General features: G+C 60.9%; 18 protein-coding genes. 10 read left to right on the top strand and 8 right to left on the bottom strand.

Annotated features, from left to right (window positions below):
* Positions 1-6: 6 nt before the first annotated feature.
* The 5 genes from BFW87_RS05595 to BFW87_RS05575 all read right to left on the bottom strand — a co-directional run bounded on the left by BFW87_RS05595 (position 7) and on the right by BFW87_RS05575 (position 4,235).
* Entirely contained in the window at positions 7-1,017 is a 1,011-nt protein-coding gene (locus BFW87_RS05595) for an SIS domain-containing protein (protein ID WP_078738955.1), read from the bottom strand.
* Positions 1,010-2,116 carry an N-acetylglucosamine-6-phosphate deacetylase gene (gene nagA / locus BFW87_RS05590; protein WP_078738954.1) on the bottom strand — a complete coding sequence of 369 codons (1,107 nt, stop codon included), beginning with the start codon at positions 2,114-2,116 and terminating at the stop codon, positions 1,010-1,012. The genes BFW87_RS05595 and nagA overlap by 8 nt, the downstream gene beginning before the upstream one ends.
* A 10-nt stretch (positions 2,117-2,126) precedes the next feature.
* The gene (locus BFW87_RS05585) at positions 2,127-2,885 is read right to left on the bottom strand and encodes a GntR family transcriptional regulator (protein ID WP_078738953.1); all 759 of its coding nucleotides are present in this window, start codon (positions 2,883-2,885) and stop codon (positions 2,127-2,129) included.
* Between the two features lie 262 nt (positions 2,886-3,147).
* Positions 3,148-3,651 (bottom strand): L,D-transpeptidase family protein, encoded by a 504-nt coding sequence (locus tag BFW87_RS05580; protein ID WP_078738952.1) that lies wholly within the window; start codon positions 3,649-3,651, stop codon positions 3,148-3,150.
* Positions 3,652-3,686: 35 nt separating this feature from the next.
* Positions 3,687-4,235 (bottom strand): NUDIX hydrolase, encoded by a 549-nt coding sequence (locus BFW87_RS05575; protein WP_078738951.1) that lies wholly within the window; start codon positions 4,233-4,235, stop codon positions 3,687-3,689.
* A 146-nt stretch (positions 4,236-4,381) separates the two neighbouring features.
* Between BFW87_RS05575 and BFW87_RS05570 the strand changes: the two genes are divergently transcribed.
* The 5 genes from BFW87_RS05570 (at position 4,382) to purT (ending at position 7,638) form a co-directional block, all read left to right on the top strand.
* Complete coding sequence (locus tag BFW87_RS05570; protein WP_017736785.1) at positions 4,382-4,984, top strand: CoA pyrophosphatase; 603 nt, start codon at positions 4,382-4,384, stop codon at positions 4,982-4,984.
* Between the two features lie 35 nt (positions 4,985-5,019).
* Positions 5,020-5,544, top strand: coding sequence for a gamma carbonic anhydrase family protein (locus BFW87_RS05565; RefSeq protein WP_078738950.1), 525 nt, complete (start codon positions 5,020-5,022; stop codon positions 5,542-5,544).
* Positions 5,541-5,756 carry a DUF1289 domain-containing protein gene (locus tag BFW87_RS05560; protein WP_078738949.1) on the top strand — a complete coding sequence of 72 codons (216 nt, stop codon included), beginning with the start codon at positions 5,541-5,543 and terminating at the stop codon, positions 5,754-5,756. The genes BFW87_RS05565 and BFW87_RS05560 overlap by 4 nt, the downstream gene beginning before the upstream one ends.
* A gap of 163 nt (positions 5,757-5,919) precedes the next feature.
* The gene (locus BFW87_RS05555; protein ID WP_078738948.1) at positions 5,920-6,387 is read left to right on the top strand and encodes a VUT family protein; all 468 of its coding nucleotides are present in this window, start codon (positions 5,920-5,922) and stop codon (positions 6,385-6,387) included.
* 69 nt (positions 6,388-6,456) lie between these two features.
* On the top strand, positions 6,457-7,638 hold the full coding sequence (purT, locus tag BFW87_RS05550) for a formate-dependent phosphoribosylglycinamide formyltransferase (protein ID WP_078738947.1): 1,182 nt from the start codon (positions 6,457-6,459) through the stop codon (positions 7,636-7,638).
* 127 nt (positions 7,639-7,765) lie between these two features.
* Here purT and BFW87_RS05545 read toward each other — a convergent pair whose 3' ends face one another.
* From BFW87_RS05545 to BFW87_RS05535, 3 genes are all read right to left on the bottom strand, one after another.
* Positions 7,766-9,076, bottom strand: coding sequence for an MFS transporter (locus tag BFW87_RS05545; RefSeq protein WP_078738946.1), 1,311 nt, complete (start codon positions 9,074-9,076; stop codon positions 7,766-7,768).
* Positions 9,077-9,433: 357 nt separating this feature from the next.
* Positions 9,434-10,672, bottom strand: a complete 1,239-nt coding sequence (locus BFW87_RS05540; protein ID WP_078738945.1) for a transporter associated domain-containing protein — start codon at positions 10,670-10,672, stop codon at positions 9,434-9,436.
* A gap of 12 nt (positions 10,673-10,684) precedes the next feature.
* On the bottom strand, positions 10,685-11,497 hold the full coding sequence (locus tag BFW87_RS05535; protein WP_078738944.1) for a cytochrome C assembly family protein: 813 nt from the start codon (positions 11,495-11,497) through the stop codon (positions 10,685-10,687).
* A 234-nt stretch (positions 11,498-11,731) separates the two neighbouring features.
* Here BFW87_RS05535 and ffh point away from each other — a divergent pair, with 234 nt between their 5' ends.
* The 5 genes from ffh to rplS all read left to right on the top strand — a co-directional run bounded on the left by ffh (position 11,732) and on the right by rplS (position 15,304).
* Positions 11,732-13,108, top strand: coding sequence for a signal recognition particle protein (ffh, locus tag BFW87_RS05530; protein ID WP_078738943.1), 1,377 nt, complete (start codon positions 11,732-11,734; stop codon positions 13,106-13,108).
* A 251-nt stretch (positions 13,109-13,359) separates the two neighbouring features.
* Positions 13,360-13,611: a 30S ribosomal protein S16 gene (rpsP, locus tag BFW87_RS05525; protein ID WP_016971935.1), complete on the top strand. Its 252-nt coding sequence runs from the start codon at positions 13,360-13,362 to the stop codon at positions 13,609-13,611.
* 5 nt (positions 13,612-13,616) lie between these two features.
* Positions 13,617-14,153, top strand: coding sequence for a ribosome maturation factor RimM (gene rimM, locus BFW87_RS05520; protein WP_078738942.1), 537 nt, complete (start codon positions 13,617-13,619; stop codon positions 14,151-14,153).
* Positions 14,135-14,908 carry a tRNA (guanosine(37)-N1)-methyltransferase TrmD gene (gene trmD, locus BFW87_RS05515; protein ID WP_176159712.1) on the top strand — a complete coding sequence of 258 codons (774 nt, stop codon included), beginning with the start codon at positions 14,135-14,137 and terminating at the stop codon, positions 14,906-14,908. Before rimM ends, trmD begins: the two co-directional genes overlap by 19 nt.
* Positions 14,909-14,953: 45 nt before the next feature.
* Positions 14,954-15,304 (top strand): 50S ribosomal protein L19, encoded by a 351-nt coding sequence (gene rplS / locus BFW87_RS05510; RefSeq protein ID WP_003175895.1) that lies wholly within the window; start codon positions 14,954-14,956, stop codon positions 15,302-15,304.
* Positions 15,305-15,431 lie beyond the last annotated feature (127 nt).

Below are 15,431 nucleotides of genomic sequence, written 5' to 3'. Positions count from 1 at the left end.
CGCGACTCAGTGAGTGCGGGTAACTTTGCTCAGGTGGCGCGGTTGGTCCGGGTCCATGCCCCGGGCAACCGCCAGGCCTGCAGCCATGACGTAAAAGCTTTGAATCGCCAGGATCGGGTCCAGGCTTGGGTGCTCGGCGCGGCTCAGGGTCAGGTCGCGCTCGGCCACATCGTCCGGCGCGGCCAGCAACACGCGGGCACCGCGTTGGCGCATGTCGGCCGCCAGGCTCAACAGGCCAGCCTGCTCGGCGCCGCGTGGGGCAAACACCAGCAACGGGTAGTTTTCGTCGATCAAGGCCATCGGCCCGTGGCGCACTTCGGCGCTGCTGAAGGCTTCGGCCTGGATCGCCGAGGTTTCCTTGAGCTTGAGCGCGGCTTCCTGGGCGATGGCAAAACCGGCGCCCCGGCCGATTACGATCAGGCGCTCGCTGTCGCGCAGGGCATTGATGGCGGGGGTCCAATCCTGCCTGGCCGCTTCACGCAAACCTTCGGGCAACGCCTGGCAGGCTTGCAGCAGCAACAGGTCCTGGTTCCAGTGGCCGATCAACTGCGCGCTGGCGCTGAGGGTGGCGATAAAACTTTTGGTCGCGGCAACGCTGAGTTCCGGTCCGGCGCACAGTGGCACGTGGAATTCACAGGCGGCTTCCAGCGGCGAGTCTTCGGCGTTGACCAGCGAAATGCTCAGGGCGCCGCGTTTGCGCAGCAGGCGCAGGCTGTTGACCAGATCCGGGCTTTGCCCCGACTGCGAGAAACCGAACGCCACCTGACCGCTGACTTTCAGCGGCGCCTGCAACAAGGTCACCACCGACATCGGCAGCGACGCCACCGGAATGCCCACGTGCTGCATAGCGATGTAGGCGAAGTAACTGGCGGCGTGGTCCGAGCTGCCACGGGCGATGGTCATTGCCACTTGCGGTGGCTGACGGCGCAGGCGGCCGGCGACTTCTTCCAGCATCGGGCTGAGGCGTTGCAGTTGCGCCGCGACGGCGTCCGAGGAGGCCAGGGCCTCTTCAAGCATTTTTGAAGTCAATGGTTTCTCCTTCGACCATTACGTCGGTGAGTGTCAGGGAGCGGTCCAGGCGCACGCAGTCGGCAAAGCTGCCGGGTTGCAGGCGGCCGCGTTCTTCCAGGCCCAGGTAGTCCGCAGGAAATTGCGACAGGCGTTGTGAGGCTTCGCTGATCGGCAGGCCGATTTTCACCAGGTTGCGCAGTGCCTGATCCATGGTCAGGGTGCTGCCGGCGAGGGTGCCGTCGGCCAGGCGCACGCCGCCCAGGCACTTGGTCACGGTGTGGCTGCCCAGCTTGTATTCGCCGTCGGGCATACCGGCGGCGGCGGTGGAATCGGTGACGCAGTACAGGCAGGGGATCGCGCGCAGGGCCACGCGCATGGCGCCGGGGTGCACGTGCAGCAAATCCGGAATCAATTCGGCGTATTTGGCGTGGGCCAGGGCGGCGCCGACGATGCCTGGCTCGCGGTGATGCAGCGGGCTCATGGCGTTATACAAATGGGTGAAACTGGTGGCGCCGGCGGCGAGGGCGGCGACGCCTTCTTCATAGCTGCCCAGGGTGTGGCCGATCTGCATGCGTATGCCGCGTGCGCTGAGGGCGCGGATCAGGCCGTCGTGGCCGGCGATTTCCGGCGCGATGGTGATCACGCGGATCGGCGCCAGGCGCAGGTAGGCTTCCACTTCTTCCATCAACGCGGTGTGAGCGAAGTTGGGTTGGGCGCCGAGTTTTCCCGGATTGATGTAGGGGCCTTCCAGGTGCACGCCGAGAACACGCGCGCTGCCTGTAGGGCGCCTCTCACAGAAGGTGCCGAGCTGGCCGAGCACGCTGGAGATTTCGTCCACCGGTGCAGTCATGGTGGTGGCCAGCAGCGAAGTCGTACCAAAACGCACGTGGGTGCGGGTGATGGTCTCGAATGCGCTGACGCCTTCCATGATGTCTTTGCCGCCACCGCCGTGCACGTGCAGGTCGATAAAGCCGGGCAGCAGGTAGGGCAAATCGTTGTCAGCCGGGTCGCAAGGCACGCCTTCGATGGCGGTCACCTTGCCGTGCTCGTGCACCAGGCGGCCGCGAATCCAGCCGCCGGGCGTGAGGATGTTGTCTTCGGACATGGGCAGTTCTCTAAAGTCGCAGTTCAGCGGAATAGTCGTGGCGGCGCAGCTCTGCGACGAAGTCGTAGTAGTCGTTGCGGCAGTAGGTGTCGGTGATTTCAATCGGCGTGTTGTCGGCGGTGTAGCCGACCCGGGTCATCAACAGCATGGCGGTGCCGGGGGCGATGCCTACCAGTCTGGCGAACTCGTCCGAGGCGTTGATTGCCTGCACATGCTGCAAGGCGCGGACGATGGGCTTGCCGATGCTTTCAAAGTATTCGTATAGCGAACTGCCCAAGGCCTGCGGTTGTGGCAGAACTGAGGCGGGGACCACGGTCATTTCAATGGCCATCACCGTGTCGTCGGCTTTGCGCAAGCGCTTCATGCGCGCGACCTTGTCACTGGTCGACAGGCACAGGCGGATCAGTTCTTCGTGGGTCGGCGGGGTGATATCGCGCTCAAGCCACAGGGAGCTGGGCACAAAACCCTTGAGGCGCAGCATCTCGCTGAACCCCGACAGGCGCGACAGCGGTTGTTCCAGGCGCGGCGTAATAAACGTGCCGGAACCCTGGCTGCGGCGGATCAGACCTTGCTCAAACAGCACTTCCAGCGCTTTGCGGGCGGTCACCCGCGAAATGCTCAGTTGTTCACTGAGGGCGCGCTCTGACGGCAGTGCCTGTTCGGACGTCCACTGGCCGGCGTGGATCGCCGCTTCCAGCTTGCGCGCCAATTGCAGGTACAGCGGCGTGGATTTTTTGTCGTCGGGGCGTAAGCCCAGGATGGGATTCATCGTTAAGGTTTCCGATGCGTTATTGGAATGTTGTCGCCCGGTATTGGCCGAAAATTAATACCACTTAAATACCATGTCAATGCAGCCAAAACGGTGCAAGCAAGGGTTTTAGGGCCCTGCAATGGGGCCTGGTATGAAGTGGTATTAGAGAGGTCTGTATCGCGCGCAGAACTGCGCAGCCCGGCGCGCTGCACTGGTATTCACCGGCAGGCGCTGCGTGGGGCAGGAATTATTTTTGAATTATTTTACGAACGGTCGCGGATTACGGCCGGATCTCGATCATGGTGCCGTCTTTGACCAGGTTCCAGACTTCACGCATGTCCACATTGCGCATGCCGATGCAGCCGTCGGTCCAGTCCAGGGTGTGAAACCACTGTTCCGGGTAGTCCTCGGTGTCGGGCGTGCCGTGAATCATGATCATGCTGCCCGGCCGCACACCCTCGCGGCGCGCGCGGGCGGCGTCGCTGATGTTCGGGTAGGAAATGTGCATGGCCAGGTTGAAACGGTCGCTGGTCTTGCGCCAGTCGATCCAGTAGAAGCCTTCCGGTGTGCGGCGGTCGCCTTCGAACTGCTTGGTGCCTTTGGGGTTTTTACCGAGGGAAATGCGATAGGTCTTGAGCGGCTTGCCGTCGTTGATCAGCTGCAACTGGTGGGCGGACTTGAGCACCAGAATTTTTTCGACAGGTTTGCCGCCGAGGATTTGCACCGTGGAGGCTGAAGAAAAAGTCGCGAAACACAGGCAGATCAGAGCGAGCAACAGACGCATTGACACAGTTTCCCTTGATGGCGATCGGCCGGTTCTTATTCGGTGGGTTTGCCCATGGGCGGTACCGCTTCGCTGCGCACCGGGAACGCCTGTTGCCGACGGTCAGCGAAAAAGTATTCTAGAGTACGCCCGACCGTGCGGAAAGCCAGCTCGGACCAAGGGATGTCGGCTTCATCGAACAGCTTCACTTCGAGGCTCTCGGGGCCGGCGGCAAAGTCGAGGTCGACCAGCTCGGCGCGGTAGAAAATATGCACCTGGCTGATGTGTGGCACGTCGATCAGGGTATAGATGCTCAGGTTGCGCACGCGGGCGCAGGCTTCTTCCAGGGTTTCGCGGGCGGCGGCCTGTTCCACGGTTTCGCCGTTTTCCATAAAGCCTGCGGGCAAGGTCCAGTAACCCAGGCGCGGCTCGATGGCGCGGCGGCACAGCAGCACTTTATCGCCCCAGACCGGCACGGTGCCGGCGACAATATTGGGGTTCTGGTAGTGAATGGTCGAGCAGTGGTCGCACACATAACGCAGGCGGCCGTCGCCTTCGGGAATGCGCTGGGTAACCGGTTTACCGCACTGGCTGCAGAAGTTCATGCTGGGGTTCCTGGAAAGTCGGCCTATCTTGGCGTGGCGGGCAGGGCCCTGCAAGTTGTCGTTTCGCGACATGCACCGGGTTTTGGGGTTGGGCGCCCGCCAGCTTTGGTGCATGATGCAAGGTAGCCAACAGACCGAGATGACTCATGCTGGACGAGCTACTTCGCCGGGTAAGCAACCACACCCCCCACACGCTGGAAACCGACGGGCGTTTCCCCGAGGCCGCGGTGCTGGTGCCGATTACCCGCAGTGACGAACCCGAGCTGATCCTGACCCTGCGCGCCAGCGGCCTGTCGACCCACGGCGGCGAAGTGGCGTTCCCCGGCGGGCGCCGCGACCCTGAAGACCCCGACCTGATCTTTACCGCCTTGCGCGAAGCCGAAGAAGAAATCGGCCTGCCGCCCGGCCTGGTTGAAGTCATCGGCCCATTGAGCCCGCTGATCTCCTTGCATGGCATTCGGGTCACGCCTTATGTCGGGGTGATTCCCGATTACGTCGAGTACCTGGCCAACGATGCCGAGATAGCCGCTGTTTTCAGCGTGCCCCTGGAGTTTTTTCGACAGGACCCGCGCGAACATACCCACAGAATCGATTACCAGGGCCGCAGCTGGTATGTGCCCAGTTACCGGTTCGGCGAATACAAGATCTGGGGGCTGACGGCGATCATGATCGTCGAGCTGATCAACCTGCTCTATGACGACGCCAAGATCAGCCTGCATCAGCCACCCAAGAGCTTCATCAATATCTAAGCCATCGCTTGAATGGCCAGCCGTGAGGAAAAACCATGAAATACCGCCTGGGCGACGCCCGCGTCGAGACGCATCCACAGAGCTGGGTGGCGCCGAATGCCACGCTGGTCGGCAAGGTCAAGCTGGAGGAGGGCGCCAACGTCTGGTTCAACGCGGTATTGCGTGGTGACAACGAGCTGATCCTGATCGGCAAGAACAGCAACGTGCAGGACGGCAGCGTGATGCACACCGACATGGGTTACCCGCTGACCCTGGGCACCGGCGTGACCATCGGCCATAACGCCATGTTGCACGGTTGCACGGTGGATGATTACAGCCTGATCGGCATCAACGCGGTGATCCTCAACGGCGCGAAGATTGGCAAACACTGCATCATCGGCGCGAACTCGCTGATCGGTGAGGGCAAGGAAATTCCGGATGGTTCGCTGGTGATGGGCTCGCCGGGCAAGGTGGTGCGCGAGTTGACCGAGGCGCAGAAACGCATGCTCGAAGCCAGCGCCGCGCACTATGTGCACAACGCGCAGCGCTATGCGCGTGATCTGGTTGAGCAGGAAGAATGAACCCGATTGAACGCCCCGTCGCCTCGCCGTGCGTGAGCATTTGCGCGCTGGATGACGATGATATTTGCACGGGTTGCCAGCGGACGGTGGATGAGATTACGCGCTGGAGTCGCATGGACAATGCCGAGCGCCGGGTGGTGTTGGGGTTGTGTCATGAGCGGGCGGTGGCGGGGGGGATGATGTTTATGGTTTCGGGGAAATCCGGCGGCTGAGAGATTGCTATCGCAGGCAAGCCAGCTCCCACAATTTGACCGCATTCTTACAGGATAAACTCGGTCAAATGTGGGAGCTGGCTTGCCTGCGATGAGGCCCGCCCAGACGACATATTTCCAATTGTGAAGTACCCTGTGCCGATTGCTCACAGGTCCATCCCCCATGCTCTTCCTGATCGCCTACATCAGCAGCGTCGTGCTGATCAACTTCGCTTTCTCCACCGCCCCACACCTGGATGTCATCTGGTCCGCCTGGGGTGGCCTGGTCTTCATCCTGCGCGACATGGTGCAAACCCGCTTCGGCCACGGTGCAATCATCGCCATGCTGGCCGCGCTGGTGCTTTCCTATGTGACCTCCGACCCGGCCATTGCCCTGGCCAGCGCCACGGCGTTCGCGGTGTCCGAGTGCATTGACTGGCTGGTGTTCAGCATCACCAAGCGCCCGTTGCACGATCGCCTGTGGATCAGTTCGGCGCTGAGCATTCCCCTCGACACCTTTATCTTCTTCGGCCTGATCGGCGCGCTCACGCCTGCTGTGGCGGGCACTGCGCTGGTGTCGAAATTCGCCGGGGTCACGGTGGTGTGGCTGATCATGGCCTGGCGCCTGCGCAAACGGGCCGTCGTCAACTAAGGCCAATTTTTACAGTTCATGTAAAATGCCGGCCTTTCTCCCCATGATCCGCTCCCCTGAGGACCTGAGATGACCCGAATCGGAACTCCATTGTCGCCAACCGCGACCCGCGTTTTGCTGTGTGGCTGCGGTGAGCTGGGCAAGGAAGTGGTAATCGAACTGCAACGCCTGGGCGTTGAAGTGATTGCCGTGGATCGCTACGCGAACGCTCCTGCCATGCAGGTTGCGCACCGTAGCCACGTGATCAACATGCTTGATGGCGCCGCCTTGCGTGCCGTTATCGAAGCCGAGAAGCCGCACTTCATCGTGCCGGAAATCGAAGCCATCGCCACCGCCACGCTGGTCGAACTGGAAGCCGAAGGCTTCACCGTGATCCCGACCGCGCGCGCTACTTCGCTGACCATGAACCGCGAAGGCATCCGCCGTCTGGCCGCCGAAGAGCTGGACCTGCCGACTTCGCCGTACCACTTCGCCGACACCTTTGAAGATTACAGCAAGGCCGTGCAAGACCTGGGTTTCCCATGCGTGGTCAAGCCGGTGATGAGTTCGTCGGGCAAGGGCCAGAGCCTGCTGCGCAGCAATGATGACGTGCAGAAAGCCTGGGATTACGCCCAGGAAGGCGGCCGCGCCGGTAAAGGCCGCGTGATCATCGAAGGCTTTATCGATTTCGACTACGAAATCACCCTGCTGACCGTGCGCCACATTGGCGGCACCACGTTCTGTGCGCCGGTTGGCCATCGTCAGGAGAAGGGCGACTATCAGGAATCCTGGCAGCCGCAAGCCATGAGCCCGATTGCCCTGGCTGAATCCGAGCGCGTAGCCAAAGCGGTAACCGAAGCGCTGGGTGGCCGTGGCCTGTTTGGCGTGGAGTTGTTCATCAAGGGTGATCAGGTGTGGTTCAGCGAAGTGTCGCCGCGCCCGCATGACACCGGGTTGGTGACTCTGATTTCTCAGGACCTGTCGCAGTTCGCCCTGCACGCCCGCGCGATTCTGGGCCTGCCGATTCCGTTGATCCGTCAGTTCGGGCCTTCGGCTTCGGCGGTGATTCTGGTGGAAGGGCAGTCGACCCAGACGGCATTCGCCAACCTTGGTGCGGCGTTGAGCGAGCCGGACACGGCGTTGCGGTTGTTTGGCAAGCCGGAAGTGAATGGTCAGCGTCGGATGGGTGTGGCGCTGGCGAGGGATGAGTCGATTGAAGCGGCTCGGGCGAAGGCTACCCGGGCTTCGAAGGCTGTCGTTGTAGAGCTGTAACCGAGTCGCGCCCATCGCAGGCAAGCCAGCTCCCACATTTGATCGGGTTCACATAGTTTGATGTGTGAATGCTTTCTAATGTGGGAGCTGGCTTGTCGGGTCGCCGCATCGCTGCGATAGCGGTCTATCAGGCGACGCTGTTCAAATCGTTGTTACGCGTCTCTTTCAGGCACAACACAGCAATCAAGCTGAGCACCGCTGCCGCCGACACATACCCGCCCACATAACTCAGCCCACCCATCGCCACCAGCTTGGTCGCGAAGAACGGTGCCGCCGAGGCGCCGACAATCCCGCCCAGGTTATACGCCGCCGAAGCACCGGTGTAACGCACGCGCGTCGGGAACAGCTCCGGCAACATCGCGCCCATCGGGGCGAACGTCACGCCCATCAGGAACAGCTCCAGGCTCAGGAACAACGCCACGGCCCAGGTTGAACCGTGGGTCAGCAGCGGTTCCATGGTGAAGCCCGACAGAATGGTCAGCACCGCACCCACAATCAGCACCGGCTTGCGCCCGAAACGGTCGCTGGCCCAGGCGGCAATCGGTGTCGCCAGGCCCATGAACAGCACGGCAAAGCACAGCAGGCCGAGGAAGGTTTCGCGGCTGTAGCCCAGGGTTGATACGCCGTAGCTCAGGGAAAACGCCGTGGTGATATAGAACAGTGCGTAGCACACCACCATCGACGCTGCGCCCAGCAATACCGGCACCCAGTGTTGGCTGAACAATTCCACCAACGGCACCTTCACTGGCGCTTCTTTGGCCACGGCATTGGCGAATACCGGGGTTTCATGCAGCTTCAGTCGTGCATACAGGCCGACCATCACCAGCGCGGCGCTGAGGATGAACGGGATGCGCCAGCCCCAGCTGCGAAATTGCTCGTCGTTCAGGCTCATGGCCAGGATCAGGAACAGGCCATTGGCTGCCAGGAAGCCAATCGACGGGCCCAACTGCGGGAACATGCCGAACCAGGCGCGTTTGCCTTTCGGTGCGTTCTCGGTCGCGAGCAGCGCAGCGCCGCCCCATTCCCCACCAAGGCCCAGGCCCTGGCCGAAACGCAGCACACACAACAGGATCGGCGCCCAGGCCCCGATGCTGTCATAACCCGGCAACAAGCCGATCAGCGTGGTGCACACGCCCATCAGCAACAGGGAGGCTACCAGCGTGGACTTACGCCCGATGCGGTCGCCAAAGTGGCCGAACAGCGCCGAGCCCAGCGGGCGGGCGATAAAGGCAATACCGAAGGTCAGGAACGACGCGAGCATCTGCGCGGTGCCGGAGGTCTGCGGGAAGAAGACCGGCCCGATCACCAGCGCGGCGGCGGTGGCGTAGATATAGAAGTCGTAGAACTCGATCGCGGTGCCGACGATGCTCGCCGTCGCCACCCGTGCGGTGGAGTTGGTCGGGGCGGCGGTGGCAGCCTCGTTATAGGTGGTGCTCATTGAGGTATCCCTGACGGTCGTTGCGCGTGTGGTCGCGGATTATTATTGGTCGAACACCCAAGGATCAGGGGTGTCAGCGGGGTGGCTCGGGATGGGAGCAAACACCGGTCAGACGGTAAGGCGTTGCCGGGACACGTTGAGTGCGGGTAGCACACGGTCGGGCGGGGCTTTGGTAAGCCCGGGCGATTATAGGAAGGGGTTTGCGGATCCAACAAGTAGCTCAAGCGCCGCAAATCAAAATGTGGGAGCTGGCTTGCCTGCGATAGCATCACCTCAGTGTCACTGATACACCGAGGTGCCTGCATCGCAGGCAAGCCAGCTCCCACACAAGCCAGTGCTCACATGAACTGGCTTGAGTCAGACGGCGACCGGCACTCGGCTGGTGTGCCAGATCAGCACTTTGCTGACGCGGTTGTCCTCGGTCTCGAGGATTTCCAGGCGGTAGCGCCCGATTTTCAGGCACACCGCGCAATCCGGAATGGTCTCCAGCGCTTCGGTCACCAGGCCGTTGAGGGTCTTGGGGCCGTCGCTGGGCAGGTGCCAGCCCAGGCTCTTGTTCAGCTCACGGATCGAGGCGGCGCCGTCGATGATGTAGCGGCCATCTGGTTGCGCTTCAATATGCGGGTTATCCACAGCCTGATCACTTTCGAATTCGCCGACGATTTCTTCGAGGATGTCTTCCAGCGTGACGATGCCCAACACTTCGCCGTACTCGTCCACCACCATGCCCAGGCGCCGCTGCTGCTTGTGGAAATTCAGCAATTGCAGTTGCAGGGGCGTGCTTTCCGGTACGAAGTAGGGCTCATGGCAGGCCGCGAGCAACGCCTCTTTGGTCAGGCTGGCGTCGGGCAGCAAGTGCTGGATCTGGCGGGTATTCAGCACCGCCTGAACCTGGTTGATGTCACTGTGGAAAACCGGCAGGCGCGTGCGCTGGGAGGTGCGTAGTTGCTCGATGATCTCTTCATCCGAGTCATCCAGGTTGATGCCGTCCACTTCGCTGCGCGGCACCAGAATGTCGTTGACCGTAATGTTATCTAGAGCATGGATGCCGGGCATGCCGGGCGTACGGTTGTCGTCGGCCTCGGGCTCGGGTTCGTCGTCATGGTCGGGCTGCGGCTCGTCGCTTTTTTTCACCACGCCGGATTTGCGCGCGAAAGGGCGCAGCAGCATCAGGCTGATGCCATTGAGCAGCCAGGCCAGCGGGTAGAGGATTTTCAGCGGTACGCCGAGCAGCGTATTGCCAAAGCCCAGCACGGCGTGCGGGTGGCGGATGGCCAGGGCGCGCGGCAGGTAGTCGGCAAGGATCAGCAACACCGCGCAGGAGATCAGCCAGCCGAGCCATGGACCGTTCAGCGCCCAGGCATAGATCGCCAGCAGTGTGCACAGAATCACCACGGCGGCGCGGCACAGACTGTTGCACAGGATCAGGCTGTTGCGCGGAAAGCTAAGGCGGGCGGCGGCCTTGTCGCCCTGGCGTGTACCGGGGCGTAGGGCCAGCAGGTGCTGTTGAGCGGCTTCGATGGCGGTAAACAGCGCCGCCCATAACACCAGCAAGGCGATTACTGCGAGCATCGGCCCCAAGGGCAAGTTGTCCATGATCGCTGCCCGTCAGATATGCAGGATGTATTCGCGAACCAGCTTGCTGCCGAAATAGGCCAGCATCAGCAGGCAGAAACCGGCCAGGGTCCAGCGAATCGCCTTGTGCCCGCGCCAGCCGAGGCGGTTGCGCCCCCACAGCAACACGCTGAACACCACCCAGGCCAGGCATGCCAGCAAGGTTTTGTGCACCAGGTGCTGGGCGAACAGGTTTTCGACAAACAGCCAGCCGGAAATCAGCGACAGCGACAGCAGCGTCCAGCCGGCCCACAGGAAGCCGAACAGCAGGCTTTCCATGGTTTGCAGCGGCGGGAAGTTCTTGATCAGCCCGGACGGGTGCTTGTTTTTCAGCTGATGGTCCTGCAGCAGCAGGAGCAGCGCCTGAAACACCGCGATGGTGAACATGCCGTAAGCGAGCAGGGACAGCAGGATATGGGCGAGGATGCCCGGCTCTTCATCAATGACTTGCACGGTGCCGGTCGGCGCGAATTGCGCGAGCAGGACCGTCAGCATGCCCAGCGGGAACAGCAGCACCAACAGGTTTTCGACGGGAATCCGGTAGCAGGCCATCAGCGTCAGCGCGATCACGGCGGCGGCGATCAGGCTGGCGGCGCTGAAAAAGTCCAGGCCCAGGCCGACCGGCGTCATCAAGTGAGTAAACAGGCTCGCGGCATGGGCCAGCAGGGCCAGGACGCCAAGGCCGACCAGCAGGCGTTTGTCCGCCTTGGTGCCTTGGGCAAGACGAGTGCCCTGATAGAGGGTCGCAGCGGCATACAAAAGGGCGGCGGCGAGGCTGGGTAGCAAACTGGGTGACAAGGGGACCATAAATCCTGATAGACAAGCCCGAAAGGCGCTGAGTTTGGCATACCCCTGCGTTCCACGAAAGACTCCCGGGCCAGACAGCGGGTGTGCACCGGCGCAGTCTTCGCTATAATCCGCGACCTGCCCACGCCGCAGGCTCGCCGAGCGCTGTTTTTAATAGCGATTTACCACAGCCTGGGCCGTCATTACCTTGGTCTACCGATGCACTTCGATGAATAGGGCCTGAAAGGATCGCGCATGTTTGAAAACCTGACTGACCGTCTCTCGCAGACGCTGCGCCACGTAACCGGCAAGGCCAAGCTGACCGAGGACAATATTAAAGACACCCTGCGTGAAGTGCGCATGGCGTTGCTGGAAGCCGACGTGGCCCTGCCGGTCGTGAAAGACTTCGTCAACTCGGTCAAAGAGCGCGCAGTGGGCACCGAAGTGTCCCGCAGCCTGACGCCGGGCCAGGCGTTTGTGAAGATCGTCCAGGCCGAACTCGAAAGCCTGATGGGCGCGGCCAACGAAGACCTGAACCTCAGCGCCGTGCCACCGGCCGTCGTATTGATGGCCGGCCTGCAAGGTGCGGGTAAAACCACCACCGCCGGCAAGCTCGCGCGCTTTCTTAAAGAGCGCAAGAAGAAGTCCGTGATGGTGGTGTCGGCTGACGTTTACCGTCCGGCCGCTATCAAACAGCTGGAAATGCTCGCAGGCGAAGTAGGCGTGACCTTCTTCCCGTCCGACCTGAGCCAGAAGCCGGTCGACATCGCCAACGCGGCTATTAAAGAAGCCAAGCTGAAATTCATCGATGTGCTCATCGTCGATACCGCCGGTCGCCTGCACATCGATGAAGAGATGATGGGCGAGATCAAGGCGCTGCATGCCGCGATCAACCCGGTCGAGACGCTGTTCGTGGTCGACGCCATGACCGGCCAGGATGCGGCCAACACGGCCAAGGCCTTCGGCGACGCGCTGCCGCTGACCGGTGTGATTCTGACCAAGGTCGACGGCGACGCCCGTGGCGGTGCCGCGCTGTCGGTACGGGCCATCACCGGCAAGCCGATCAAGTTCATCGGTATGGGCGAGAAGAGCGAAGCGCTCGAGCCGTTCCACCCGGAGCGTATTGCCTCGCGCATCCTCGGCATGGGCGACGTGCTCAGCCTGATCGAGCAGGCCGAAGCGACGCTCGACAAGGACAAGGCCGACAAGCTGGCCAAGAAGCTGAAGAAGGGCAAGGGCTTCGACCTTGAAGACTTCCGCGATCAGCTGCAGCAGATGAAGAACATGGGCGGCCTCGGCGGCCTGATGGACAAGCTGCCGAACATCGGCGGTGTGAACCTGGCGCAGATGGGCAACGCCCAGGGCGCGGCAGAGAAGCAGTTCAAGCAGATGGAAGCCATCATCAACTCCATGACCCCGGCCGAGCGCCGCGACCCTGAGCTGATCAGCGGTTCGCGCAAACGCCGGATCGCCATGGGCTCCGGCACCCAGGTGCAGGACATCGGTCGCTTGATCAAGCAACACAAGCAGATGCAGAAGATGATGAAGAAATTCTCCGCAAAAGGCGGAATGGCCAAGATGATGCGCGGCATGGGCGGTATGTTGCCCGGCGGCGGCATGCCCAAAATGTAAAGAATTCGAGCGGGAGTTCACTCCTGCTCCGACCCACAGGGATGTGGGATCTCCAGCAAACCCGCCGTCTGGCGGGAGCTGATCAGCCGTTTTAACCGACGGCTCTATAGCAGATCTGAGTGGCACGCTGATAGGCGCCAGAAAAAGACATTTGCAAAAGTCCGGATATTCCTTAGAATATGCGGCCTTTCGGGCACCTATGCCCGCTGTGCATTTAGATTTGCAGCACCGACTACAGGAACGATGTTCACATGCTAACAATCCGTCTTGCCCTTGGCGGCTCCAAAAAGCGCCCGTTTTACCACTTGACCGTAACTGACAGCCGCAACCCACGTGACGGCTCTCACAAGGAACAAGTTGGCTTCTACAACCCGATCGCTCGTGGTCAAGAAGTCCGCCTGTCCGTGAACCAAGAGCGCGTAGCCTACTGGCTGAGCGTTGGTGCACAGCCTTCTGAGCGTGTTGCCAAGTTGTTGAAGGACTCGGCTAAGGCCGCAGCCTGAGCAATATGAACGCGACGCCAGCTGTTGCTGATGATTTGATCGTTATCGGCAAGATTTACTCGGTTCATGGCGTTCGCGGCGAAGTGAAGGTGTATTCCTTTACTGATCCGACTGAAAACCTGTTGCAGTACAAAACCTGGACGCTTAAGCGCGAAGGTAGCGTGAAACAGGTCGAGCTGGTCAGTGGACGCGGGAACGATAAGTTCCTGGTCGCAAAGCTCAAGGGTCTTGATGATCGTGAAGAAGCTCGTCTTCTGGCCGGTTATGAGATCTGCGTGCCGCGAGACCTGTTCCCTGAATTGACCGACGGCGAGTACTACTGGTACCAGCTGGAAGGTCTGAAGGTTATTGATCAACTCGGGCAATTGTTCGGGAAAATCGATCATCTTCTGGAAACCGGCGCCAATGATGTAATGGTGGTCAAGCCTTGCGCTGGCAGCCTGGATGATCGCGAACGCCTGTTGCCTTATACGAAGCAATGCGTGTTGGCCGTCGACCTGGCAGCGGGCGAGATGAAGGTGGAATGGGATGCGGACTTCTAAGCGTGGCTAATCTGCGCATTGAAGTGATCAGTTTGTTTCCCGAGATGTTTTCCGCCATCAGCGAGTACGGCATCACCAGTCGGGCGGTGAAACAGGGGCTGTTGCAGCTCACCTGTTGGAACCCGCGAGACTACACGACGGATCGACATCACACTGTGGACGATCGCCCATTTGGCGGTGGCCCGGGCATGGTGATGAAGATCAAGCCCCTGGAAGACGCGTTGGTTCAGGCCAAGGCCGCCGCCGGGGAGAAGGCGAAGGTAATTTACCTGTCCCCTCAAGGCCGTCAGCTGAAACAGGCTGGGGTCCGCGAACTGGCGAATGAGGAGGCCTTAATCCTGATTGCCGGTCGATATGAAGGCATTGACGAGCGTTTTATTGAAGCTCATGTCGATGAAGAGTGGTCGATTGGGGACTATGTCCTGTCTGGCGGCGAGCTGCCGGCGATGGTCCTGATAGATGCGGTTACACGACTGCTGCCTGGAGCTTTAGGGCATGCGGACTCCGCGGAGGAAGATTCCTTCACGGATGGTTTGCTGGATTGCCCGCACTACACCCGACCGGAGGTGTATGCGGATCAGCGTGTTCCCGACGTATTGCTAAGTGGCAATCACGCACACATCCGGCGTTGGCGTTTACAGCAGTCCCTTGGTCGGACCTATGAACGACGCGCCGATCTTCTGGAAAGCCGCTCGCTTTCTGGAGAAGAGAAGAAGCTGCTCGAGGAATACATCCTCGCGCGGGACGATAGTTAACAACGTATCGATGGTAGGTCCATTGACTTACCTTAGGAGCACAGCATGACTAACAAAATCATCCTTGCACTCGAAGCAGAGCAGATGACCAAAGAGATCCCTACCTTTGCCCCGGGCGACACCATTGTCGTTCAGGTGAAAGTGAAGGAAGGCGACCGTTCGCGTCTGCAAGCGTTCGAAGGCGTGGTAATTGCCAAGCGTAACCGTGGTGTGAACAGTGCTTTCACTGTTCGTAAAATCTCCAACGGTGTTGGCGTAGAGCGTACTTTCCAGACCTACAGCCCGCAAATCGACAGCATGGCCGTTAAACGTCGCGGTGACGTACGTAAAGCCAAGCTGTACTACCTGCGTGACCTGTCCGGTAAAGCAGCTCGCATCAAGGAAAAACTGGCTTAAGTCCAGCTTCCCGATGCAGAAAAAAGCAGCCTACGGGCTGCTTTTTTGTGCCTGAAATTTGTCTGCAGCGTCGCGGCCATCGCAGGCAAGCCATCTCACAGGTGGAATGCATTTCCCTGTGGGAGCT

Origin of the sequence: Pseudomonas fluorescens, assembly GCF_002022275.1 — a bacterium.
GTDB lineage: Bacteria > Pseudomonadota > Gammaproteobacteria > Pseudomonadales > Pseudomonadaceae > Aquipseudomonas > Aquipseudomonas fluorescens_AJ.
The sequence above is the reverse complement of the archived record's forward strand: the minus strand, read 5'-3'. Positions and strand labels throughout refer to the sequence as shown.